This window comes from uncultured Methanobrevibacter sp. (genome assembly GCF_947166415.1).
GTDB lineage: Archaea > Methanobacteriota > Methanobacteria > Methanobacteriales > Methanobacteriaceae > Methanocatella.
Genome location: NZ_CAMVEE010000007.1, coordinates 38,430 through 60,199 on the forward strand (window position 1 = coordinate 38,430; position 21,770 = coordinate 60,199).

Here is a 21,770-nt window from a genome sequence, read left to right on the forward strand (position 1 = left end):
ATCACTCCTAAAAAAAATAAAAAAAGAGATATTTAAGATTCTAATTTTTCAATTAGTCTTAAAATATCTGTTTGAGTTATAATACCAACAACTTTCCCATCTTCTACAACCGGCAAACCGTTGTAACCAGTTTCCATCATGATTTTGGAAACCTCGCTTATGGTTGCGTCTTTTGAAGTGAAAATCGGATTGGAAGACATGATGTCTTCTACACTGACTTCCTTGATTTGAGATTTTTGATATTTTTCAGGAACATTTTTTCTAAAGTCTATGAATGCTCTCATCAAGTCTTTAGAAGTAATCATTCCTACAAGTGTTTCATCTTCAATGACCGGCAATCTGCCGACATGGGACTCAATCATAACCCTTCTTGCATGGATAAGTCTTTCAGTTGGTGAGACAGATTTTAAATCTTTTGTCATTAACTCTTTTACGGTGATTTTATCAAAAGCAATTCCTACTGCAAGGGTAACAAAATCGGCCTTTGAGACAATTCCAACCATTTTATCACCATCCATGACCGGAACGGAACCAATACCTTTTTCTAACATTAATTTTGCTACTTCGCCTAATTGCATAGTTTGAGGAACTGTAATTACATCTTTAACCATTACAGATGAAATATGAAGTCTTGATGCAGGCATGCTTTCATATTTTGAAGAACCAAGCTTATTAGCGATATCCCTTTCTGAAATAATACCGACTAACTCCTTATTGTTGGTTACTGGTAAACGAGATACATTGTGTTTACGTAACAATTTCAAAGCATCAGAAAGATTTTGATCTTTGTCTATAGTAATTAAATCCTCAGACATCAAATTCTTAATTTGCATATTATCATCTCCTATAAATGTTTTAATATCTTTTAACTGCGTTTAATACATCTCTTTCAGTGATAATTCCAATGACATTATCATTTTTAACAATTGGCACACCACCAATATTCTTTTCAGCGAAGAGTTCGCACAATTCACCGATAGTCATTGTTGGTTCAATTGTAATTGGTTCTTTGACCATGATTTCGGAAATGTTTGTTTTTAAAACGTCAGTTGCTAAATTTGAATTTAAATGGTCAAATAATTCTTTTGCATTTAAGAATCTTATAACATCAGTAGAAGTTATAATACCTAATAATTTTTTAGCTGCTTTGGAAATGTCTGCTTCTCCACCAACAATTGGAATTCTTCTTAAACCATTCCTAACCATGATTTTGCATGCGCCTTCAAGTGGAGTTCCAGGAGTTGTAGTGAAAACTTTTGGACTCATGAAATCTTGAACTGTCTCTTTGCCAGCTACACCTGCTAAAGATAAAGCAATATCCCTTTCAGTTACAATAGCAGAAAGTTTATCATCAGCATCAACAAGAGGGATAGCACCTAACTGGTTAGCTAACATGACTTCAATAGTTTCGCCAATAGAAGCTTTGGTAGACAATGTGATCAAATCACGTGTCATTATCTCTTTTACCGGTTCGTTGATTGCGGCTAAGAAGTTATCTTCGTATTTTTTCTCAATAATGTTGAATTTTTTTCCTCCACCAAAGAAATCTAATATATCCATTACTGTAACAATACCTAACAACTTGCCTGAACCAGGGTCTGTAATTGGCAATCTTCTAAATTCATGTTCCATCATAATTTTGGCGGTATCTTTGATACTTTTTGAAGGAGGTATTGAAACTACATCTCTGGTTGCAATAGCCATGATGTCTCCTTCTTTATCATGAACTTTTGTTTCACGTTCAATAGCGCCTGTATTTGATTTTCTGTTAATGGATGTTTTATCTTTCATTTTCACACCTCTACTATAATTATACACCTTAAAAATAAAATCAAAATATTAAAAACAAAATTACTCAATATCCAAAATCTTGTGGATTTGAGGAATGGTGGAAACTTCAAAATATTGCCCAACAATCTCGGAAAACTCAAATAATTTAAAATTAAGATCCTTCCACTCAGATAATGGACTAGAAGGTTGGATAATTACTTGAAGATTACTTTTGCTTGAAATATTTTCAGATAATTTTTTGATTACCCCTTTAAATGACTTTATTTTTGTTGAAGGCAATATAACTACTTTACAATATACATTTATGGACTTTGCCATTAATAAATTTAGTGATTTAATTTCATTTAAAAAAATTTCATCATTAAAATCGCCGTCAAAATGCTCAGGCAACTTAATATCCAATGAAACAATATCCAAATCATCAATCAAATCGATATTATCAGGTAAAGTACCATTAGTTTCAAGCATTATATCCAAATCACAAATTTTGCTGACCTCATTTATGAAGTCCGGATATAGGCTAGGTTCACCTCCAGTAAATGATATGGCCTTGCAGTCAGGAGTCAAAATTTCATTGATTTTATCCACGACTTCCTCTGGAGTCATCAATTTTCCTGACATAACGGATTTACTATCATTGGTGTCGCAATAATTGCAGTTCAGGTTACAGCCTGCAAAACGAACAAAGATTTGCCTTTGGCCTATCAGCAAGCCTTCACCCTGAAAACTTGAAAAAATTTCAATAATTGGAGCTTTCATTATAAATCTTTCCTGTACATTGCTCCCTGACCGATTCCTTCATTGACACAAACCGCAACATATTCCAGGTTATCATAAGTTTCTGAAAGCTTTTTGGCCAAAGTTTCAGCAAAGAACTTGGATAACTCCTCTGCGGAAGTGTATGGAAGCGGTAGAAATACACAGTCCACACTAGGCAAGGCATATCCTTTACCGTCAATCTTAAAGTATACGGATTTTGCTTTCTTTAAATCAAAAATTGAATCTTTTTCCTTATCAAAATCCTTAAAGTCAATTAAATCATTATAAACTGGAATCAACATTCTGTGGTCCAGCTCATCACAGATTGCCTTAGTCAAACCTTTGACATCCTTAAAGTCGACCACAAATTCAAATTCACCCGCCCTTTCACCTTCAATTTCAATGTCCACAAAGTAGGAATGGCCGTGAATGAATCCACATGATTCATGGCCCGGAATTACGTGGGCAGATGAGAACCTTAAATTTGACTGAATACCATTAACTAAAATTTTCATCCTAACACCTTGGTTTTGCTTATATCATTTTCGATAGTTTCCAATTCTTCAATAAATCTGGAAACTGTTATGTTAATTAATTCCAATAAGTTATCCTCATTAAAAATCTGATTGCCATTATCATCCTTAATATCAAATAGTCCGATTGTTTCAACATCACTTGGAGTTCCCTTATCCTCCAGATTAAGTGCAAAATGGATTTTTGCTGAGCTTAAGGAAACGCTGGCGATTGAGATGGAGAGTTTTCCGCCATCCGCAAAGATATCATCACCTTCCCTTTTAGTTTGAATTCCATATTCTGTTAAGATTTCTCTGAAAATCATTACCAAAAGCCTTTGTCTTAAGTAAGCCACCCTCATGTTAGGAGGTTGCTGGTCAAAAAACTCGCAAATGAAATTGACCATGTTGCTTGATTTGATTTCAAGGCCCACATCAGCGAAATCCTTTAAATTATCGGGAGTAATGTTAACCGGACCGATCCAGGTTATGATAGAGGAACCGTAGATTCCAAACTCCTGAAAAGCCCATGACGGATTGATTTGACTTCCGTCATATTCAAAAATATCATCAATATGCTTATGAGTAATAGTCATAAGTTATTATTATACTTGACTTTATATAAATATTGAGATTAAAACAAAAATTAAATTTAATAGGAACACAAAGTAATGATTAGGAGTAATTTTTATGCAGCAAGTAAGAACAAGAGATTTTATCTATACAAGCGATGATTTGTATTTCGCATCAACAAATTATATTCACCCTGAAGACAGAGTGATTTCATTTTTAAGGTATATTCCAGACCCTGAAGGTGACCGTGAAAAGGACGGCAAAAGATACAGAAAGGTAGGGTCTGAGGAAGCTTACACATACTTAAGGGAAAATCATCCTGATTACTTATATTTCTGTGACGTTACCAATGTTGAAATGATGGGCGTCCCATTAGACAAGGTTGAAAGAATCATAAAGCCTGAAATGAGATTATTGGGCCTTAAGGAAACCTTTGAAAATGGAGGGGAAGTCAAAAATCCAGAACTGATTGCAAAATTGATGGATGTTGCAGACTTTTTCCATTTCATGGCTGATATCCCATATGATCATCTGGGAATTTCAGGTTCAATTTTACCGGGTCTTCAAAAAAGCGATGTTTCCGATTTGGATTTTGTCGTTTACGGGCTTGACAATCACAGAAGGGCAATAGCTGCCTTTAAAGAACATAGAGGGAAAGAAGTGTATCTTGAAGAAGTGGACAAGCACATTACTGTTGAAGGAATCACCAACGACTATTGGGATTTCGTATACAACAAAAGAATGAGCGATGCAAGCTTAACCAAAGAAGAGTTCAGATGGTATGAAAACAGAAAAGCAAATAGGGGAACCATCAACGGAACATTATTCGATATTCTGGCTACAAAGGATTATGATGAAATTGAAGGAACATGGGGAGATACTGTTTATGAACCTCAAGGAATAGCTCAAATCGAGTGCGACATTGTAAGCGCACTTGGAGCATTTGACAATCCTTCCCTTTACACCATAGAAAATGTAAAAATCCTTGATGGCGTCGATTATCCTTTAAAAGAGGTAGTATCATTTACACACACCTATGCCGGAGAAGTAATCGACGGTGAGCATGTAATTGCCAAAGGAAAAGTCGAAAAGGTAATCACCCAAGGAAAAGACGACTACTACAGGCTTGTTGTTGGAACTACACGCGAAGCCATTGATGAGTATCTGAAACTCAAGGAAAGTCCCGCTTAAACAAATGAGAGAAATTACTCTCATTAACTAATTTTTTTAAACATAGTTTAATGAAACAATGCAAAATATTTACATTAAATCTTAAATTCAGACTATTTTTTTGAAGATAAACAGTATTTTCAACCAAAAAAATAACTGTTAAACAATAATTTGACAAATTTAGCCAAATATAATACCAGTTAAGCAGAATTAATCAAATAATATATAAACTGGCAATACAAAATATATTACTATTCAAATTAATGTGATAAAATGACAGAAGAGAAAAAAACAGAATGGAATAGTAATCTTGCATTTATGATGGCAATGATCGGTTCTGCTGTCGGGCTTGGAAACATTTGGCGTTTCCCGAATGTCCTGTACTCCAACGGTGGAGGCTCATTCATGATTCCATATATCGTTTCATTATTCCTGCTTGGAATTTCATTTGTTCTTGTGGAATATGCTGTCGGATTCAAATTTAAAAGATCTCTTGCAAGAATATTATTTGTTGTCAATAAGAAATTGGAGCCAGTTGCATGGCTTATACTATTAATCGTGTTTTTAATAACAACATATTATGTATGTGTTGTCGGATGGGACTTTATTTATATCATACTGAGTTTTACAAAAGCCTGGGGATCAAACCCTGACTTGTATTTCGCAAATAATGTTTTACATGCTGCAGACCCACTTACAGGCGCATTAACCATTGTTCCAAATGTTCTTGTTGCAGTCTTTGTTATCTGGTTCCTGGCATGGTTCATCATTAAAAGGGACTTGAATGATGGAATCGGTAACGTCAGTAAAATTCTGCTCCCTCTGCTTTGTGGAATCGTAGTGCTTATTGTTGCATTCTCATTGACATTACCTGGAGCATCAATAGGATATACTCAGATCTTTTCACCGGATTGGAGCGCATTGGGGGATTTGAATGTTTGGCTGGCGGCATTTGGTCAAATAGTATTTTCACTCAGTCTAGGTATGGCAATTGCAATGACCTATGCAAGCTATTTGCCTGAAGGATCAAAACTGGTTGACAATGCAATAATCGTAGCATTTTCAAATTCAGGATTTGAAGTGTTTAACTCAATTGGAATCTTTTCCATTTTAGGATATATGACCGTGACAAGCGGAATTCCATTTAATGAACTTGTTACTGAAGGAACAGGTCTTGCATTTGTTGTTTTCCCTCAAGTATTCAATACAATGGGAGGAATTTCATATATTATCGGACCGTTATTCTTCTTGTGCATCCTATTTGCAGGAATCACATCAGTAATTGCACTTCTTGAAGGAGTCTGCTATTCAATATCCGAAAAGTTCCTTATTGAACGTAAAAAGACCGCTACAGTGGTTTGTATTGTAGGATTCTTTATATCATGCATATTTGCAACAAGTTACGGAAGTACAATACTCGGAATATTCGATGCATACCTGAATAACTTTGCATTACTGTTCGCGATACTTCTTGAATGTATAATCTTCGGTTGGATTTACAAATTCGATGATTTAATTGAAACATTGAATTCAAATTCAACAATCCAAGTTGGCAAAACCTGGAAGACAGTTATTAAGTACATATTGCCTGTCTGCATAACAGGTCTTTGGATACAAGGAGTTTATTCAACAGCTTCCACTGCCGATAATCTCAGTCTCGGCGTAATGCTTTTATTGACAATAATACTGATTGTAGTTCCAATCATCTTTGCAAAATTACCTGCAATCAATAAAGACTACTACAAAACATAAATTTACTTTAAATAGCTAAATAACTATCTATTTACTTTTTTTATTTTATTTTAAAGAATTTACACCAGTTATAACTTCTTAATTTTTATAATATTAGAAACTAAGTAATATTACACAATTTAAGAGGTTATTTTATGATGAACATATCTTCAATTAAAACACATATGTACTGTCCGATGAAGCTTTACATTCAAAAGCATGTGGATAAAAACGAAACAACTAATTTTCAATTAGCCATCGAAATTAAAAAACTTAAAATTGACATCCAGGATTTGATTCAAAAAAATATGCGCAAAATAAAAAAGGAAATGAGCATCCCAGAAATCGAAAGCCTATTGCAAGAAAATATTGGCAGCTATATTGAAAGCAACATAAATGCCATAAAAGCAATGGATTTGGACATCAGCCCACAACAGACCAATGAAATAATTGAAAACACCAACTTTTACATCAAAATTACTGCACTGAAAATAAAGCAGTCCATGAAAATTCTAAATAAAGATGCATTCATGATTATTGATATGTTTTTCCCAAATTGCATGTACTCATACCTATTGAAAGACCCTCAGCTTGAACTGATAGGAATCTGCGATAAGATAGAAATTGTTGACGGAAAATATTATCCCATAATCATCAAAAACTCAAATCCCCCTATTAAAGGAGTTTGGAATCAGGATTCACTAGAATTGGTGGCCCATGCAATACTCCTTGAAGAAGAATTTGACACCGAAGTCTTCGTAGGATTTGTCATCTATGAAAAGATAGATGATAAGCGACCAGTCGTGATGGATGTAAACTTACGGAAAGCTTTGTTTGAAGTGATGCGAGAAGTTAAAGAAATTACTGAAAATAAAAAACTTCCGAATGTAAAAAAGAATCCTAAAAAATGTGAAAAATGCGAATATGAGAAATTCTGCTTAAAATAATATTAAAGGGGAGTTAAAGATAACTCCCCACTATATGTCCATAAACTTAAAATTTAATATTGCCGCCCAATCTTTCAATGTTAAAAACAGCAGTATCGGCAACAGACATTACAGCCAAAACACCAGCCTGAATAGGATCAGTAATAATCAAATCAGCATATTTGGTAACGCTTCCAGGCATATTTAGAGAAATTACAACTAGATTGCTTTCTTCCTTAACTTTCTTAACTGCTTTGGTGATTTCCCCACCCATAAGGGAACCTGCCAAAACCAAAGCACTTACACGAGGCAATCTTGAAATGGCTTCCACGGCTTCAGCCAATGATTTTTCACCAACCAAAGGAATAGTATCGACACTTATGCGTTCTCCACGTATATTATGCCTATCTGCTTCAGTGATTGCACCCATAGCCACCTGAGATACTTGCGCTCCACCACCAATGATAATTATACGCTTTCCATAAATATCCAATTGGGAACCATGCAATTCTACAGATTTTATTTCAGGAATCCTATTCAAGTCCCTAATCAAAGAGTCGATGTCTTCTACATGTTCCAATTCCAAATTGATAGAACCCTTATCATTTTTTTCGACAAAAAGATGAACATAACTGATATTAGCACCATGAGCAGTGATAACATCAGTGACATCATCTAAAACACCTTTTCTCTCAGCAGATTTGATAGTTAATGTATAATCATTCATTTTATGGCCTGATTTTATCTAATTCGGCATGTGCCCTTTTCCACATGCTTAAATAATTATCATCTTTAGTAACTGGAATCACTTCAAGACCCAAATCCCTATGTTCTTCAATCCATTCTTCATGAAAAACTGGTATTTCAACTTTAATTGGTTCAGAGGTTTTATTTACCACTATGAGATTTCTGTAAGGAAAATCCCATTCAACAATGTATCCTCCAAGACTTACCATATGATATGGCCTCATAACAAATTTCAAAATAATCACCTCATAATACTCCAAGTGCAATAGCTAAAATTCCGAGCAATGTTGTTCCAAGAATTGTTGGCAACAATTGCCTGTTTGTAAATACTGGGCTGAATGCAGACATTATTCCCATCATGAATACGAGAACCAATGCAACTAAAATGTTTATCAGTATATTCACAGATGTGATTACAGGAGGAATTCCCAGGAACAATACTGAAAACAGCACGCCAAGCACAAGCATGAAAAATCCTCTTGTCAAGTAAACGATTGCCCTGTATTTGGATGCATATTCCATGTAAGGTCCTTCAATAACGTCAGATTTTGCTTTAATGATTGAAAATGGATATTCATTCAATATAATCATATAACCTATGAAAAATACAATAGCTGCGATTGCTCCAGATACTGTAAATAGATATGGGCCGTGAGCTTGCTGATATGCAACAATATCCGCTAAGAAAATGCTTCTGGATTGGGTTATTGGTGCAAACAATGCCAAATACAATGGAAATGACCCATAGGTAATCATTCTTAAGGATCTTCTTGAACTTATATCCTCAATGAATGACCTGTTTGAATTATTGTGGGCAGCACCTTTAATCTGGTCCGGGAAAGGCATTCTGACAGACATTACTGATTTTGACAATGCCCCCATAAGCACATAACATATCTCCTCGACTTTCAAAAGCCCTACAATAGCTACTAAACTTGAAAGAGCAGGAATTGCAAAGGCTTGAGGAGTTAAAGCAATGAGCAAACATGTTACAACAATGAAACATATTATCGGCAATGCTTTATATAATCCTGGAACTGGAGACTCTACTTTAACATTTTCCTTAAACATGAATTTGATTGGAGCCAATATTCCTGGAGATATTACCAGAGGCCCAATTCTTTGCTGAATTCTTGCATGAATATATTTTCTCTCAATACCTGGCAGCAATGTTGAAACTATAAAACAGACAATTACTGTTATTGCTGCAGTAATGACAGAATAAATTATAACGTTTGAAAACATTTTCTATCTCCTGATTATTTCAATTGCTCTGTCAGTACATGTGAAACATGGGTCACACTGTACAATACATAATTGAGCATCTGTGATCTGGTCTCCGATACATGCATATTGCATTGCGCCAATGTTTGCCATTGATGGAGTCCTGATTACACAGTGCCTTACCCTTCCACTTTCAAGTGCATATGAATGATATAAAGTTCCCCTTGGAACTTCAATGTAACTTTCAGTTATATCAGTGTCAAACATTTCCCAATCCGTGTTGATTACTTTGCCTTCTGGGATGTTTGCGATTGCTTGTCTGATAATCTTGATTGATTCAAATGATTCCAATGCCCTCATTAACAAATTAGATTTTACATCACCGTCAGGCTGTGTGATAACATTGAAATCGAAGTTATCATATTCAAACATGGTTGTTCTTAAATCTCTTGCAACGCCGGTTGCCCTTAGGGTTGGGCCTGTTACAGCCAATTCGATAGCTTGCTTTTGTGGCAAGACGCCAATTCCGGTAATCCTTGACATTACGATTGAATCTGCAATGAACCTGTTTGCAAATCCAGTAAGACCTTCTTCAATTTTATCCATATCTTCCTTAAGTCTTAACAGTTTTGCTTCATCAAGGTCACATCTAGGCCTTACTCCCCCTAAAACGGAACATCCGTATTGTACCCTGTTACCTCCAATCATCGCAAGCAGTTCCATTACGATTTCCCTTAGGTAGAATACCCTCATTGAAAAAGTTTCGTGAGACAACACTTCACAACCATGCGCTAGATACAAGAAGTGTGAATGCAAACGTTCGAGTTCGCCCATAATTACACGAATGTAAGTAGCTCTTTCAGGAATTTCGATGCCCAAACCTATTTCAGCAGTTCTGCATGAATTCCATATATGTGAATTTGAACAGATTCCGCAAATTTTCTCGGTAAGTGCATTAGCTTTTTCAACTGGAAGTCCTTCCATGATTCTTTCAATTCCTCTATGATTAACACCAATGGTGATTTCTGCCTCTTGAACTATTTCATCTTCAACAAAGAATCTTACTCTATAAGGTTCCAATGCAGCAGGGTGAACTGTACCCATTGGAATTTCTGTTTCAATTATTTTGCTTCTTGGTACTTTTTCATCCATTTAATCACCTCTCAGTCCGCATCTAATAATATTGGTAAAAGTGAAACGACTCCAGCCAGAACATCTTGAGGCCTTACGGCACAGCCTGGAATCTTTGCATTTACCGGAATAATATTTTCAACTGGTCCTTCAATTTCTTCTGATTGAATATCACCATAACAGTTCTTATAAACTCCGCCCATTAAAGCGCAACTTCCTGCAGCCACAACAAGTTTAGGATTAGGAATAGCGTTGTAAATTTCTTCAAGCGGTTTTCTATTCAGATGTGTAACCGGACCTGTTACAACCAAAACATCGGCTTCACGAGGATTCCAAGTTAAAAACACATTATACTGCTCAGCATCAAAACGTGGTGATAAAATTGAATTAACTATTTCAATGTCGCATCCGTTGCATCCGCCGGTGTACACCAACATGACGTGAATTGCTTTTGTTCTTGAAAAGCCTTTAATACCCATTTTATTCACCATCCTCTTTATTTTTCAATACTGTCTTATCTGATAAATATTGTGCAATGACTTTAAGTTTATCTTCTGAAATTTTAAATGGTTGCTCGAGGCAGTCTTCAATATTGACTTCCTGATCACCTACACAACTTGGGTGAATTGTTCCCTTTTGTCCGTAAAGTGAAAATATCGGACAGAAGTCATGACAATAGTAACATACAACACATTTTTCAAGATTAATTTCAGGTACTTCGCTTTTAACCCAGTCATCGGTTAATCTAACAGGTTTTGTTAACTCTTTCATTTGAATTGCGCCAGTTGGACATACGTTAGCACAACCTGCACATCCAATACAAGCTTTTTCATCAACCCTATCATCCACTTCAACTGAAAGTGTTGATATTTGCCTTCTCAGCTCCATATCAGTGACCCTATCAGCCGCGAAAAAGATTCTTTTAAAGTTGGTGAAAGCTCCTTCCAAAGCTATTTTAAGAATGTTAATCATTTAAATACCCTCTATTGAATCTTTAAAATTTCTTTCGAATAAAAATGCCCTTGCAGGACATGCATTCTTACATGCTCCACAGTAAGTACATTTTTCATCATTAACTACAAATTGACCATCAATTTCATCAATTGCATCATATGAACATATGTTATGGCATAATCCGCAATGCATGCATAACTTTTGCTCGATGAAATTAAATCCATCTTTGATTTCATTTTTATACATTGTAGATTTTGGAATTGCATCTACCGGGCAGTGTACAGCACAGTTTTCACATAGGATACATTTGTCCAAGTTAACAGAAATTGAACCCCTGTTTAAAGTGATTGCATCTTCTTGACATAGCTCCACACAAATTCCACAGGATATGCAATCATCTGAAACGCTTCCATCCCATGAATGTTTCATGTATTGGCGGGCTTTTGCCTCATCACAAACCTGTACACATTTTCCGCAGGATACACAGAATCCTGCCAATGTAGGCAATTCTTCATCATCAAACTCATCATAAATAAACATTTCTTCGTCTTCTTTTAAGGTATTAATCGGACATGAAGCAATAGCTATTTCATGAGTTGTATTTTCTGTATCAATGGTTGGGTCATATCTTAATTTTCCATCAACACTTTTAAGGGATTCGTTTTCGCATAAATCAGCACATAATCCACAATTAAGACATGATACGATTGAACCTGTCGGTTTTTGATTTAATTTATTGACAACAATAGCAGAATCATCAACTGAGATTGCATTGTTCGGACAGGCCTTCATACAATTAAGACAAAGTGTACATGATGATTTGTTTACTATTTGATATTTGTTCATTGACTGATTTGGACAAACATCTTCACATATTCTACATTCTCTACAAATTCCATCATCCCTGTCTATCTTTACATGGATAGCGCCGAGTGGACAGTATTCTTCACATCTTCCGCATAGAATACACTTTTCAGGGTCTGTTCCGAAGTAGCTTCTTGTAACCAATTTAGCTTGAGACTCCTCTTTTTGAGGAATGTTGTCAATTGAAGGATAAATTATTTTCAATGACTCTATGAAATTGATTTGCTTTTCCTTTTCAAGTTCGAAACCATCAACACGATTTGGACATGCCTCAGCACATACTCCGCAACGAGAACAGATACCATATACAATTCCATCTTCAATAGTGATATTGCTTGTAGGACAATTGTACATGCACATTCCGCATCCGTTACATTTGGCTCTGTCTACAACATATCCCCCATAGCTATTTTGGAATATTGCTCCATTAGGACAGTTTTTATAACATATCCCACAGGTAAGACAACTAAATGCTTTGCCGTTGATGTATTTGATGGCTTTTGTAGGACATTTATTAATACATTCCCTTTTTCCGTCACATGTATTAGTTGTTAAAAACATTATAAAAACTCCTTATTTTCTCCTTGAAAATAGTAGAATCCCTACTAAAATTCCTATTAATGCAGATAGAAATGCAAAAGAAATTGGCAAACCTGTGTAAAATGGATAATTGCCTGCTTGCCATGCAATTATGATTCCTGCAATTAATATGGCAACAAATGATGCTAAAGTGAATTTTGCATCACCAATATTAGGCTTAATCTGTGATCCGATAACCAAACCCAATATTAACCCAAATATTATCGGTCCTAAACTTAACATCATTCAGTCTCCTCTACTATTTTTTTAAATCCTGCAAATGCTATAACAATTGAGGACAATCCTACAAATACTTTCAAACCTACAAATATATTGAGGTATGGAATAATTCCAGCATTGGTAACATCCGGATAATGGAATACATTTTGGATTGCGGCTGGAACAACATTCAAAAGGTCTGTTCCAAAGTTGTAGAGATAAAAACCTCCGACGAACAAACCGATTAAACCAAATATAACAAATCCTAAAGCACCAATGGATTCAAGAACTTCAATATATGTGTGGGACAACTCTAATGGAGAATTACCTAAACCATAAACAAGAATAGATAATATGATTCCACTTGCTATCATCGCACCGCCTTGGAAACCACCTCCAGGAGTGATGTGACCTCCAAGAATGGTCATTATACCTAAACAAATTAATATAATTGAAATTGGCAAAGATATTATTTTTAAAATGACACTACCTTGACTCATTGTTTATCCCCCAATAATCCTTTACCAAATATTAATAATACTACAATTCCTGCAGTCAGCAATATAATTGACTCGCCTAATGTATCGTATGCTCTGAAATCAAAAATAACAACAGTAACAAGGTTTGGAGCTATTTGAGTTCCTAAAGCATTGTAAATATTGCTTACACCAGGATTAATCATGTTACTTAAATGGAATACCGCATCAAATAAAGTAACAGACAATAGCGCAGTCATTATTGCTGCAAATAAATTACGAACTGAACTTAAATTAGACAAGATTACCACCCCAGTATAAGAACACTACAATGATTGAAAGTGTTAATACAGCATAGAACAACATTTTTTCCAATGAATCTTCCTGTTCAAGTTTAAACTTAGGAATAAGCGGAATACTGGAAATCAACACTACAGCCAAAATCAATGTTACAATGCCTGCAAGCAAAATGTTTATATGCCTTAACAATATTGCTGACAATATTAATGAAACGATTAAAAACATTTCTGCAGTTAAACTTCCAGAAACATCTGCATTGGTTACAGGTCCCGGAGAGAACAATTTTTTGAATTGTTTTACAACATCAAATATTTGATCATACAATTTCATAATATTCCTCCTACAAAGTTAGAAATTCCATTTACAACCATATCCGGGAATAGACCTAACGCTAAGATAATTATTAACAAAATTCCCATTGCAAATACCATTGAACGAGGAACCTCTTTGCCTTCAACTTCCAAATCATTTGGTTTCGGTCTTAAAAACATCACGTAGAATGTTTTTACAAATACTACGAAGGTAGCTATACTTACCATAATTGCCAATATGGACAATTCAGGGAATCCGCAACTTAAAGAAGCTTGAACAAGCATTAATTTGGATTGGAAACCATTGAACGGAGGAACACCAGCCATTGCCAAACCGCCTAACAAAAGCATCAGACTGACTTTTGGATGGTATGCAAGAAGACCTCCCAGTTTGCGAGTATCCACTTCATTTGTTGCTTCAACTATTGCACCGAATCCAATGAACAATAATGCAGTGATAACAATTTCATTTAATGCCTGGAACAAACCGGCAGTGATTGCAAATTGAGTTCCAAGCCCTATACCTAATCCAATGAAACCTAGTTCACCTACAGCTAAAAATCCAATCATTCTTCTGAAGTCTGTTTGAGTGAGTGCAAGAGAAACACCAAGTATCATAGCCAAGATAGAGAAGAAGACTATGAACACTTCGAATATCGGTAATGATGAATATATTCTAATCATTATCAATACGATTGATATCATGGAAACTACAGTAAATGACTGGAGCAATGCTGCTCCGTGAGGTTCTGCTTTTGAATAAATTCCAGATTTTATAGTATGGAATGGTGGGAAACCAGAGGCATATAACCAACCAAAGAATATTAAACCGAGTGAGGCTAAAAATACTGGAGATTTAATATCAACTAAACCATTATGAACAGCAGCCGCAATATCTGTGACATTTACGCTACCAGTTATAGCTAACAGGAATCCAATTCCTAAAAGCATGATTGGGCTTCCTATTGATCCTAAAATCATATATTTCAAAGCCATTTCGTAACTATAATCAATTGAAGATGCTGCGACAATACCTACTTGTGCCAGTGCCAGTATCTCAAAGAATACGAACATGTGGAAAATATCATCAGTAAGCAACATTGCAGTAACGGCCGCAGTACCTAAGAATAATAAGAATAAATATGGTCCGGAAACTTTCCTATATTTAGTCAAATAGACGAAAACAACCAAGAATGTCAAAATACCTATCATTGCAATGAATACCTGTTGCAAGAATGTGAATGAATAGGTAATTGCAGGGTGATACACTACATTAGTTACATTATCCAAAATCGGTTGATATCCTCCAAAGTAATGAAGACCATAATTAGACAACAACGGAATCAATGGAAGACATACAGCGACTATCAATGCAAAAATCTTGGTGACCTTATTGAATTTTGAAAAGGCACTGATGATCAATGCAGATATTAACGGAACAATAACCATAAGTGGAATTAATTCATTCATTGTATTCCTCCTGTTTTGATGTGTCTGCCAACATTACTTTTGTACTTAATGTACCGTATCTTCTATAAAGAACCATCACTAAGGCAAGCATTACTGCTAGAGTACTTGCACCAATTACGATACTGGTAAGCACTAAACCGAAAGGCAATGGATATGCTGCGTTTGCTGCAAACCAAGATGTGTCCATACCAGGCATTAAAATAGGTACAACTCCACCGGCTTTATAACCAATGGCAACGATGAACAGATTAGCACCTTCTTCAATGAAACTAATACCAATAATCTTTTTTATGATATTATCAATAAAAATCGCTGAATAAAGGCCTATGACGACCAAAGCAATAGATGTCAATAATATCGCAAGTTGTGTTTGTGCCATTAGCTATCCTCCCTTTGAGTTTTTTTAACAGCCAAAGCAATAAATACCGGAATGATTGCTGCGCCTACAATCGCTTGGGTTAAAGCAACATCAGGTGCGAGCAAAATTTGGAAAAGAACTGCAAGAGCTCCACCAGAAAATCCTGTTAAAATTGCTGCCTTTAGCAAATCTTTCTGAATAAGAGCAAGAATTGCACTTAAAATAATTATAATCATTAATACAAAGTCTAACATCTTACTCCCCCTCATCAATTTCCAACATAGTAACTGAGAACCTTTCATCAGCTTTAAGCTTTTCTGAATTTTCACTTTCTAAAGCTTGCATTTTTTCTTTAGGATGCATGAAAGGATTATCATCTTCTACTACTTCCTCAACAGTCACTAAGTCCAAGTTATTTTCTCTATCTTCTTTTTTCCAATATGCATTAGCTATTGCATGAGCAATGAACGGTGCAAGAATAAAGTAAATTCCTGCAAGTAAAAATTGGCCAAGAGCAATCATAGCAATAATACAAGCAATATCGAAAACACCAAAAATGTGTATCCTTGCATAAACAACATTTTTAGAGTCGACTTTAATGGTTAAAATACCGATTGCGGATATTATAATTAAAATCGCTGATATTATCAGAAGAGCGGATTGAACATATTCTATCATTCGTCATCCCCTCCCAAAACTACAGCGAAAGCAACAGTACCTACAAAACCAAAGAATATTAAAGCTAGTGATATATCCCTATAAAATTCAAGATTATATAAACCACCAACAATCAGCAATGCTACTGCAAAAGCATTGACAACTACGGAGCTTCCTAAAAGCCCCATGGAAGTGGATTTATATGCACTTGCTCTTAAAGCAGCCAACATTAATATGATTAATGCAATAACCACCAAATATTTTGAAATAAACAATATATCCATACTATCTCACTCGATTATTTTATGAGAAAATGTATTATTCCAACATTTTCTTAATATACGGTTCAAAAGGAATGATATCCTTTTTTTCTCTTGGAGAAATAGCAGCTACTTTAATAATGTTATTTTCACTGTCCAAATCAACAGACAAAGTACCGGGAGTTAAAGATATACTATTTGCCAATATTGTTTGAGAAACAGGCCTCTCTAAAACTGTTTCAATATCAACAACAATAGGATCAATATTTCTCCTTATAATTGAATTAAAACAAACATCAATTGTTGATTTAATTATTTCATAGATAAGAACCACAAAATACGCGATTCCATATCCAATTCTAGTCAAAAACATTAAACAAGCTCCATTTCATTTGATTATAAATATGTCAGAAATCTGACATTAAATAATAATATTATTATTTATCATGATTATTTATTATAAATGTATGCTTTTCTAAAAAATCGGCCATAATTTTAAAATAATCAATACAATATTTATTAAAAAAATCAATAAACGAACATAATTAATTTAATAAAAAATAACAATAAAATAAATTGAAATTGACAAATTAATGAACATTATAATTTAACATGAAAAAATGAATGTTGTTAGAATATAAACATAATGTTCGAACATCCCAAAAAGAACCGGCGCATGGTAAATGAACGACAGTATAATCAAGATGAAAATGCAGACTAAACCGAAGCCCCTATAGACTTTTTTTGAAGAAATTGGGGCAAAAATCTTAATTCCCGAAGGAGTGAACGAATCCAAGATAACATGAGACATCAATCCCAAAAACAAAGCCAGAACAATTAGGATGTAGTCCACCTTGAAGTTTGTAATCAAAAATAGGCTGACAAAAAACAATGGCAAAAATACCATCAACACATTCTTATTCAAGAATAGGAAACTTAAAAGAGCAATGATGACCGCCAATACCAAATATGAATTGTTTAAGATTGTGATTCCCATCACCAATTCATATGCCCAGATTACAATTAATGACACTGCTGAAGTCAATGTCAAGACGCCGAAAATTGAATGTGTGAAACTCCTATGCTCTGAAAAATAAAAACAGATCCCTAAAAATACGATAATCAATCCGATATAATAAGGTAATTTAAGGATATAAAGTGAAATGAACACTATCAATCCCAGTATGATCAACTTATAGACATGTTCCTTTTTGAATTTATGATCAAAGTCAGGAATATTTGCACCAATCAATGTTAAAGCAATTAAAAGAGGACTATGAAAAAACATCAAAGCTAGTAAGAATGCAAATACCGAATGTCCTTTATAAGAAGACATAAAATCACCTTACTACTCTAATATATAAACATTAATTAAAAACAGTACTCCAAGAGCATCTGAAAAGTATTATTTAAAAATCTAAATTCCAAGATACGACAGGAAACTTTTCATTTGGATGTAAGACCTTTTGACACTTCCCACACCAACGCTTGAAAATGGAGATAAAACTTCACATGTAATGGCCGGAATTCCTTTTAAATTGCATACATCCTCAACTGCACCCTTATATGGCTGGCCTGCAAAGTCTGTTGAAAGCAATTTGCAATTGACATCCCTTGAAATGTATTCTGCAATCAGATAGCTTTCAGGAGTTGGGGATTTGGATGAAAATACTGATTCGCAACCGGGATTGCTGTTATATGCGGTTGAGTGGAAATCCCCTACAAAATCAATTTCCAGCTCTTCAATTGTTTCAATTATAACATTGCTTAATGAATTTTTGATGTGTGAAGACCTGTTCAAATCAATTGAATTGAAAAATCTTGAATTGAGCATTGTTGCCTTTGGAGCTACAAATGGGATGAAAAATAATGTGTTTTGAATATCCAAGTTGACAAATTCGTTCATCAGTTTTAAATTGGCTATTTGAGGAGGCAGTTCATTCCCGTGGACACCTGAAGATATTAAAACCCTTTTACCGCCATTTCCCAATTTGAAAATTGGAGTTCCGAAAACAGACTTTTCCAAAATGAACCTGTTTAAAGCGGTTAATTCGATTTCACGGAATATGTCATAATTTTTTGAAATGAACCCTCCTGAGAAGTCTGATATGTAGCTCATTTCCAAACTGTCAAATCCGTCAACTTTTTCAAAATCCATAATTAATTATACATAAACACTCTTATTTAAAATTAGGGATTGAATTGAAGAAATATATTAAAAGATTAATCAGGCTCATTAACTACGAAAGAGATGCCGAAATCGAGCTGATGCAGACTGAAATACAGAACATGTCCGGCAAAAAAAGAGAAGAGTTAGGCCGGGCCATCAATAAAGTAAAAGGGAAATATGTAGGAAAAGAGTTGGGCATGCAGATTGTGCAGTTTGGAAGATCCGAGCCAATTGATACTGAAATCAGCGTAGGAGACATGGTTCTGGTAAGTGCCGATAATCCCCTCAGAAGCGACCTGACAGGCACCGTTACTGAAAAGGGATCAAGATTCATCAAAGTCGCATTTGATAAAAGGATTCCTAAATGGGCTTTGAAGAAAAAAGTCAGACTCGACCTCTATGCCAATGACATTACATTCAGGAGAATGGAAGATAACTTAAAGCATTTGAGTTTAAAGGGAAAAAACGCTCTGGAATATATGTTAACAGACAGAAATCCTAAAAAGAATAGAAAAATTCCCTATATCAGTTATATTGATCAGGATTTGAACTATTCCCAAAAGATAGCTATTGAAAATGCCCTATCCTGTGAAAATTTCTTTTTGATACACGGACCCTTCGGAACAGGAAAAACAAGGACTCTAGTGGAACTAATTTCCCAGGAAACAAGACAGAGCCACAAAGTATTGGCGACAGCTGAAAGCAATGCCGCAATAGACAATATCCTGGAAAGGCTGATGGAAAATAAAAAATTAAATCTTACAAGGCTTGGCCACCCCCAAAGGGTTTCTAAAAACAACATCGCATATTCTCTGGCTTACAAGGTTGAAAACCATGAGCTGAATAAGAGAATTAAAAAGATTCATAAAAAAATTGACAAATTGATTGAAAAAAGAAGCACTTTTACAAAGCCGACACCCCAATTCAGGAGAGGATATAGCGATTATGACATCCTATACAATGCTTCCAAAGACAAAGGTGGACGAGGAATAAGTGCAGAGAAAATGAAATCCATGGCACAATGGATTGACTACAATCAGGAAATTGACGATCTGCACTCAGACATTAAGAGAATTGAAAACAAGATGATCAACAAGATTATTGAAGAGAGCGACGTTATTCTAGCTACAAATTCATCATCCGCTCTCGAATCAATAGCCAGAACAAAATTTGATGTTGCAATCATCGATGAAGCTTCACAGGCTACAATTCCAAGCATTTTAATACCCATAGCTAAAGCACATAGGTTCATTCTTGCTGGAGACCACAAGCAGCTTCCACCTACAATAATCAGCCAGAAAGCTGGAGAACTTGAAAAAACATTATTTGAGGCATTAATTAAAAAATATCCTCAAAAATCGCAACTGCTGAATGTCCAATACAGAATGAACAAGCTGCTTATGAAGTTTCCGAATGCTGAATTTTACAACAACAGCCTGAAAAGCGATTCAAGCGTTGATAAGATAAATATAAACGATATAATTGATGCGAGCTACGAAGAGGAAGCATTGCTATTCATAGACACTTCAGATGTTGATGACAATAAGGAAATGCATCTAAGGGATTCTAAATCAATCATTAATAGGCTGGAGGCCAAAGTAGCAGTAGGCATTGCAAAAGACTATCTGGTTGCTGGCGTTAGTGAGGATGATATCGGAATCATAAGCCCATATGCGGACCAGGTGAAAATAATTCAGGAAAAAACACCTGTTGAAGTAAAGACTGTTGACGGATTTCAGGGTAGGGAAAAGGAAATCATCATCATTTCCACAGTCAGAAGCAATCCTAATGGAAATATAGGATTTCTAAGTGATTTAAGAAGGTTGAATGTTGCAATCACAAGAGCTAAAAGAAAACTGATAATAATAGGAAACAAAAACACTTTAGAGAACAATCCCACCTATTTCCGACTGATTAAATTTGTTGAAGATGAAAACTTGCTTATTAAAATTTAGGCATACCTAAACTTTTATATACTATGAAGTATAATCTATTAGTAGAGAGTAAAAATCTACTCTAACTCTTAATTGGGGTTTTATTTTAGAAATGCCCATATAACTTTCAACCTCAATTTTTCCCTCAATTAAGAGTTCTCTTCTGCCTACTGTTTTTTAAAAATTATAAATACTATTAAAAATAAAATATCTATTGTTATTCATTTTTATTATGGTGATTATTTATGACTGAAAAAGTTGTTTTAGCATTCAGTGGAGGGCTCGATACCTCTGTATGCGTTAAATTATTAGAAGAAAAATATGATGTAGAAGTAATTACTGCATGTGTTGATGTAGGACAAGGCGAAGAAGAAATGGAAAAAGCAAAAACCATGGCATCAAAAATTGGTGGTTTAAAACACTACAACATCGATGCTAAAGAAGAATTTGCAAACGAATACATCTCACGCGGAATCAAAGCAAATGCAGAATATGAAGGATACCCTTTAAGTACCGCTCTTGCAAGACCATTGATTGCAAAAAAAATTATAGAAGTAGCTGAAAAAGAAGGCGCAACAGCAATTGCACATGGTTGTACTGGAAAAGGAAACGACCAATTCAGATTTGAAGCAGTCATTCTTGCAATGTCTGATT

At 34.9% G+C, this 21,770-nt stretch carries 29 protein-coding genes; 5 read left to right on the forward strand and 24 right to left on the reverse strand.

Features of this window, described 5'->3' with window-relative positions; translation table 11 throughout:
- Nucleotides 1–32 precede the first annotated feature (32 nt).
- The 5 genes from Q0W25_RS02390 to Q0W25_RS02410 are packed head-to-tail and all read right to left on the reverse strand — an operon-like array spanning nt 33 to nt 3,658.
- A complete protein-coding gene (locus Q0W25_RS02390; RefSeq protein ID WP_298518472.1) occupies nt 33–833 on the reverse strand; it encodes a CBS domain-containing protein in 801 nt (266 codons plus the stop codon).
- A 22-nt stretch (nt 834–855) separates the two neighbouring features.
- Entirely contained in the window at nt 856–1,791 is a 936-nt protein-coding gene (locus Q0W25_RS02395) for a CBS domain-containing protein (protein ID WP_297825130.1), read from the reverse strand.
- Nucleotides 1,792–1,851: 60 nt separating this feature from the next.
- On the reverse strand, nt 1,852–2,550 hold the full coding sequence (locus Q0W25_RS02400; protein ID WP_298518476.1) for a 7-carboxy-7-deazaguanine synthase QueE: 699 nt from the start codon (nt 2,548–2,550) through the stop codon (nt 1,852–1,854).
- Complete coding sequence (locus Q0W25_RS02405) at nt 2,550–3,065, reverse strand: 6-pyruvoyl tetrahydropterin synthase family protein (RefSeq protein WP_298518479.1); 516 nt, start codon at nt 3,063–3,065, stop codon at nt 2,550–2,552. The genes Q0W25_RS02400 and Q0W25_RS02405 overlap by 1 nt, the downstream gene beginning before the upstream one ends.
- Nucleotides 3,062–3,658 (reverse strand): DUF366 family protein, encoded by a 597-nt coding sequence (locus tag Q0W25_RS02410; protein ID WP_298518482.1) that lies wholly within the window; start codon nt 3,656–3,658, stop codon nt 3,062–3,064. The genes Q0W25_RS02405 and Q0W25_RS02410 overlap by 4 nt, the downstream gene beginning before the upstream one ends.
- Before the next feature lie 94 nt (nt 3,659–3,752).
- Between Q0W25_RS02410 and Q0W25_RS02415 the strand changes: the two genes are divergently transcribed.
- The 3 genes from Q0W25_RS02415 to cas4 all read left to right on the forward strand — a co-directional run bounded on the left by Q0W25_RS02415 (nt 3,753) and on the right by cas4 (nt 7,483).
- The gene (locus Q0W25_RS02415) at nt 3,753–4,826 is read left to right on the forward strand and encodes a DNA polymerase subunit beta (RefSeq protein ID WP_298518485.1); all 1,074 of its coding nucleotides are present in this window, start codon (nt 3,753–3,755) and stop codon (nt 4,824–4,826) included.
- A gap of 252 nt (nt 4,827–5,078) precedes the next feature.
- Nucleotides 5,079–6,557, forward strand: coding sequence for a sodium-dependent transporter (locus tag Q0W25_RS02420; protein ID WP_298518487.1), 1,479 nt, complete (start codon nt 5,079–5,081; stop codon nt 6,555–6,557).
- A 134-nt stretch (nt 6,558–6,691) separates the two neighbouring features.
- On the forward strand, nt 6,692–7,483 hold the full coding sequence (cas4, locus tag Q0W25_RS02425; protein WP_298518490.1) for a CRISPR-associated protein Cas4: 792 nt from the start codon (nt 6,692–6,694) through the stop codon (nt 7,481–7,483).
- A gap of 46 nt (nt 7,484–7,529) precedes the next feature.
- On the opposite strand, the gene Q0W25_RS02430 is transcribed toward cas4, so the two are convergent.
- The 19 genes from Q0W25_RS02430 to Q0W25_RS02520 all read right to left on the reverse strand — a co-directional run bounded on the left by Q0W25_RS02430 (nt 7,530) and on the right by Q0W25_RS02520 (nt 19,170).
- The gene (locus Q0W25_RS02430; RefSeq protein ID WP_298518493.1) at nt 7,530–8,189 is read right to left on the reverse strand and encodes a DUF5612 domain-containing protein; all 660 of its coding nucleotides are present in this window, start codon (nt 8,187–8,189) and stop codon (nt 7,530–7,532) included.
- A gap of 1 nt (nt 8,190) precedes the next feature.
- The gene (locus Q0W25_RS02435; protein WP_298518496.1) at nt 8,191–8,445 is read right to left on the reverse strand and encodes an energy-converting hydrogenase B subunit P; all 255 of its coding nucleotides are present in this window, start codon (nt 8,443–8,445) and stop codon (nt 8,191–8,193) included.
- A gap of 10 nt (nt 8,446–8,455) precedes the next feature.
- On the reverse strand, nt 8,456–9,454 hold the full coding sequence (locus Q0W25_RS02440) for a respiratory chain complex I subunit 1 family protein (protein ID WP_298518499.1): 999 nt from the start codon (nt 9,452–9,454) through the stop codon (nt 8,456–8,458).
- Between the two features lie 3 nt (nt 9,455–9,457).
- Nucleotides 9,458–10,585: a nickel-dependent hydrogenase large subunit gene (locus Q0W25_RS02445; protein ID WP_298518502.1), complete on the reverse strand. Its 1,128-nt coding sequence runs from the start codon at nt 10,583–10,585 to the stop codon at nt 9,458–9,460.
- Nucleotides 10,586–10,596: 11 nt separating this feature from the next.
- Complete coding sequence (locus Q0W25_RS02450; RefSeq protein WP_297825159.1) at nt 10,597–11,043, reverse strand: NADH-quinone oxidoreductase subunit B family protein; 447 nt, start codon at nt 11,041–11,043, stop codon at nt 10,597–10,599.
- Nucleotide 11,044: 1 nt separating this feature from the next.
- A complete protein-coding gene (locus Q0W25_RS02455; RefSeq protein WP_297825162.1) occupies nt 11,045–11,536 on the reverse strand; it encodes a 4Fe-4S binding protein in 492 nt (163 codons plus the stop codon).
- Nucleotides 11,537–12,943 (reverse strand): 4Fe-4S binding protein, encoded by a 1,407-nt coding sequence (locus Q0W25_RS02460; protein ID WP_298518506.1) that lies wholly within the window; start codon nt 12,941–12,943, stop codon nt 11,537–11,539.
- 12 nt (nt 12,944–12,955) lie between these two features.
- Nucleotides 12,956–13,207, reverse strand: a complete 252-nt coding sequence (locus tag Q0W25_RS02465) for an energy-converting hydrogenase B subunit J (RefSeq protein WP_297825168.1) — start codon at nt 13,205–13,207, stop codon at nt 12,956–12,958.
- Nucleotides 13,204–13,680, reverse strand: coding sequence for an MnhB domain-containing protein (locus Q0W25_RS02470; protein ID WP_297825171.1), 477 nt, complete (start codon nt 13,678–13,680; stop codon nt 13,204–13,206). Before Q0W25_RS02470 ends, Q0W25_RS02465 begins: the two co-directional genes overlap by 4 nt.
- Complete coding sequence (gene mbhE / locus Q0W25_RS02475; RefSeq protein ID WP_297825173.1) at nt 13,677–13,958, reverse strand: hydrogen gas-evolving membrane-bound hydrogenase subunit E; 282 nt, start codon at nt 13,956–13,958, stop codon at nt 13,677–13,679. Before mbhE ends, Q0W25_RS02470 begins: the two co-directional genes overlap by 4 nt.
- Nucleotides 13,951–14,286: a hydrogenase gene (locus Q0W25_RS02480; RefSeq protein WP_298518510.1), complete on the reverse strand. Its 336-nt coding sequence runs from the start codon at nt 14,284–14,286 to the stop codon at nt 13,951–13,953. Before Q0W25_RS02480 ends, mbhE begins: the two co-directional genes overlap by 8 nt.
- Nucleotides 14,283–15,737 (reverse strand): energy conserving hydrogenase EhbF, encoded by a 1,455-nt coding sequence (ehbF, locus tag Q0W25_RS02485; protein WP_298518512.1) that lies wholly within the window; start codon nt 15,735–15,737, stop codon nt 14,283–14,285. Before ehbF ends, Q0W25_RS02480 begins: the two co-directional genes overlap by 4 nt.
- Nucleotides 15,730–16,116 carry a cation:proton antiporter subunit C gene (locus Q0W25_RS02490; RefSeq protein ID WP_297825181.1) on the reverse strand — a complete coding sequence of 129 codons (387 nt, stop codon included), beginning with the start codon at nt 16,114–16,116 and terminating at the stop codon, nt 15,730–15,732. The genes ehbF and Q0W25_RS02490 overlap by 8 nt, the downstream gene beginning before the upstream one ends.
- Nucleotides 16,116–16,349 carry a DUF4040 domain-containing protein gene (locus Q0W25_RS02495; RefSeq protein ID WP_297825185.1) on the reverse strand — a complete coding sequence of 78 codons (234 nt, stop codon included), beginning with the start codon at nt 16,347–16,349 and terminating at the stop codon, nt 16,116–16,118. The genes Q0W25_RS02490 and Q0W25_RS02495 overlap by 1 nt, the downstream gene beginning before the upstream one ends.
- A 1-nt stretch (nt 16,350) precedes the next feature.
- A complete protein-coding gene (locus Q0W25_RS02500) occupies nt 16,351–16,773 on the reverse strand; it encodes a cation:proton antiporter (RefSeq protein ID WP_298518515.1) in 423 nt (140 codons plus the stop codon).
- Complete coding sequence (locus Q0W25_RS02505) at nt 16,770–17,036, reverse strand: monovalent cation/H+ antiporter complex subunit F (RefSeq protein WP_297825190.1); 267 nt, start codon at nt 17,034–17,036, stop codon at nt 16,770–16,772. Before Q0W25_RS02505 ends, Q0W25_RS02500 begins: the two co-directional genes overlap by 4 nt.
- A gap of 34 nt (nt 17,037–17,070) precedes the next feature.
- Nucleotides 17,071–17,385 carry a monovalent cation/H+ antiporter subunit E gene (locus Q0W25_RS02510; protein WP_297825193.1) on the reverse strand — a complete coding sequence of 105 codons (315 nt, stop codon included), beginning with the start codon at nt 17,383–17,385 and terminating at the stop codon, nt 17,071–17,073.
- 234 nt (nt 17,386–17,619) lie between these two features.
- Nucleotides 17,620–18,348, reverse strand: coding sequence for a metal-dependent hydrolase (locus Q0W25_RS02515; RefSeq protein WP_298518520.1), 729 nt, complete (start codon nt 18,346–18,348; stop codon nt 17,620–17,622).
- 81 nt (nt 18,349–18,429) lie between these two features.
- Nucleotides 18,430–19,170 (reverse strand): succinylglutamate desuccinylase/aspartoacylase family protein, encoded by a 741-nt coding sequence (locus Q0W25_RS02520; protein WP_298518523.1) that lies wholly within the window; start codon nt 19,168–19,170, stop codon nt 18,430–18,432.
- Between the two features lie 44 nt (nt 19,171–19,214).
- Here Q0W25_RS02520 and Q0W25_RS02525 point away from each other — a divergent pair, with 44 nt between their 5' ends.
- On the forward strand, nt 19,215–21,137 hold the full coding sequence (locus Q0W25_RS02525; protein ID WP_298518527.1) for an IGHMBP2 family helicase: 1,923 nt from the start codon (nt 19,215–19,217) through the stop codon (nt 21,135–21,137).
- A gap of 224 nt (nt 21,138–21,361) precedes the next feature.
- The coding region (locus Q0W25_RS02530; RefSeq protein WP_298518530.1) for an argininosuccinate synthase domain-containing protein at nt 21,362–21,770 on the forward strand (409 nt) is incomplete at its 3' end.

Excerpts from the sequence above, each read along its gene's own strand:
- Q0W25_RS02405 (WP_298518479.1), bottom strand. The coding sequence starts at position 3,065 with ATGAAAATTTTAGTTAATGGTATTCAGTCAAATTTAAGGTTCTCATCT.
- Q0W25_RS02455 (WP_297825162.1), bottom strand. The coding sequence starts at position 11,536 with ATGATTAACATTCTTAAAATAGCTTTGGAAGGAGCTTTCACCAACTTT.
- Q0W25_RS02445 (WP_298518502.1), bottom strand. The coding sequence starts at position 10,585 with ATGGATGAAAAAGTACCAAGAAGCAAAATAATTGAAACAGAAATTCCA.
- Q0W25_RS02500 (WP_298518515.1), bottom strand. The coding sequence starts at position 16,773 with ATGATAGAATATGTTCAATCCGCTCTTCTGATAATATCAGCGATTTTA.
- Q0W25_RS02420 (WP_298518487.1), top strand. The coding sequence starts at position 5,079 with ATGACAGAAGAGAAAAAAACAGAATGGAATAGTAATCTTGCATTTATG.
- Q0W25_RS02505 (WP_297825190.1), bottom strand. The coding sequence starts at position 17,036 with ATGGATATATTGTTTATTTCAAAATATTTGGTGGTTATTGCATTAATC.
- Q0W25_RS02415 (WP_298518485.1), top strand. The coding sequence starts at position 3,753 with ATGCAGCAAGTAAGAACAAGAGATTTTATCTATACAAGCGATGATTTG.
- Q0W25_RS02460 (WP_298518506.1), bottom strand. The coding sequence starts at position 12,943 with ATGTTTTTAACAACTAATACATGTGACGGAAAAAGGGAATGTATTAAT.
- Q0W25_RS02490 (WP_297825181.1), bottom strand. The coding sequence starts at position 16,116 with ATGGCACAAACACAACTTGCGATATTATTGACATCTATTGCTTTGGTC.
- Q0W25_RS02395 (WP_297825130.1), bottom strand. The coding sequence starts at position 1,791 with ATGAAAGATAAAACATCCATTAACAGAAAATCAAATACAGGCGCTATT.
- Q0W25_RS02510 (WP_297825193.1), bottom strand. The coding sequence starts at position 17,385 with ATGTTTTTGACTAGAATTGGATATGGAATCGCGTATTTTGTGGTTCTT.
- Q0W25_RS02470 (WP_297825171.1), bottom strand. The coding sequence starts at position 13,680 with ATGAGTCAAGGTAGTGTCATTTTAAAAATAATATCTTTGCCAATTTCA.
- Q0W25_RS02515 (WP_298518520.1), bottom strand. The coding sequence starts at position 18,348 with ATGTCTTCTTATAAAGGACATTCGGTATTTGCATTCTTACTAGCTTTG.
- Q0W25_RS02400 (WP_298518476.1), bottom strand. The coding sequence starts at position 2,550 with ATGAAAGCTCCAATTATTGAAATTTTTTCAAGTTTTCAGGGTGAAGGC.
- Q0W25_RS02410 (WP_298518482.1), bottom strand. The coding sequence starts at position 3,658 with ATGACTATTACTCATAAGCATATTGATGATATTTTTGAATATGACGGA.
- Q0W25_RS02465 (WP_297825168.1), bottom strand. The coding sequence starts at position 13,207 with ATGATGTTAAGTTTAGGACCGATAATATTTGGGTTAATATTGGGTTTG.
- Q0W25_RS02390 (WP_298518472.1), bottom strand. The coding sequence starts at position 833 with ATGCAAATTAAGAATTTGATGTCTGAGGATTTAATTACTATAGACAAA.
- Q0W25_RS02440 (WP_298518499.1), bottom strand. The coding sequence starts at position 9,454 with ATGTTTTCAAACGTTATAATTTATTCTGTCATTACTGCAGCAATAACA.
- Q0W25_RS02520 (WP_298518523.1), bottom strand. The coding sequence starts at position 19,170 with ATGGATTTTGAAAAAGTTGACGGATTTGACAGTTTGGAAATGAGCTAC.
- Q0W25_RS02430 (WP_298518493.1), bottom strand. The coding sequence starts at position 8,189 with ATGAATGATTATACATTAACTATCAAATCTGCTGAGAGAAAAGGTGTT.
- Q0W25_RS02480 (WP_298518510.1), bottom strand. The coding sequence starts at position 14,286 with ATGAAATTGTATGATCAAATATTTGATGTTGTAAAACAATTCAAAAAA.
- Q0W25_RS02450 (WP_297825159.1), bottom strand. The coding sequence starts at position 11,043 with ATGGGTATTAAAGGCTTTTCAAGAACAAAAGCAATTCACGTCATGTTG.
- Q0W25_RS02495 (WP_297825185.1), bottom strand. The coding sequence starts at position 16,349 with ATGTTAGACTTTGTATTAATGATTATAATTATTTTAAGTGCAATTCTT.
- ehbF (WP_298518512.1), bottom strand. The coding sequence starts at position 15,737 with ATGAATGAATTAATTCCACTTATGGTTATTGTTCCGTTAATATCTGCA.
- cas4 (WP_298518490.1), top strand. The coding sequence starts at position 6,692 with ATGATGAACATATCTTCAATTAAAACACATATGTACTGTCCGATGAAG.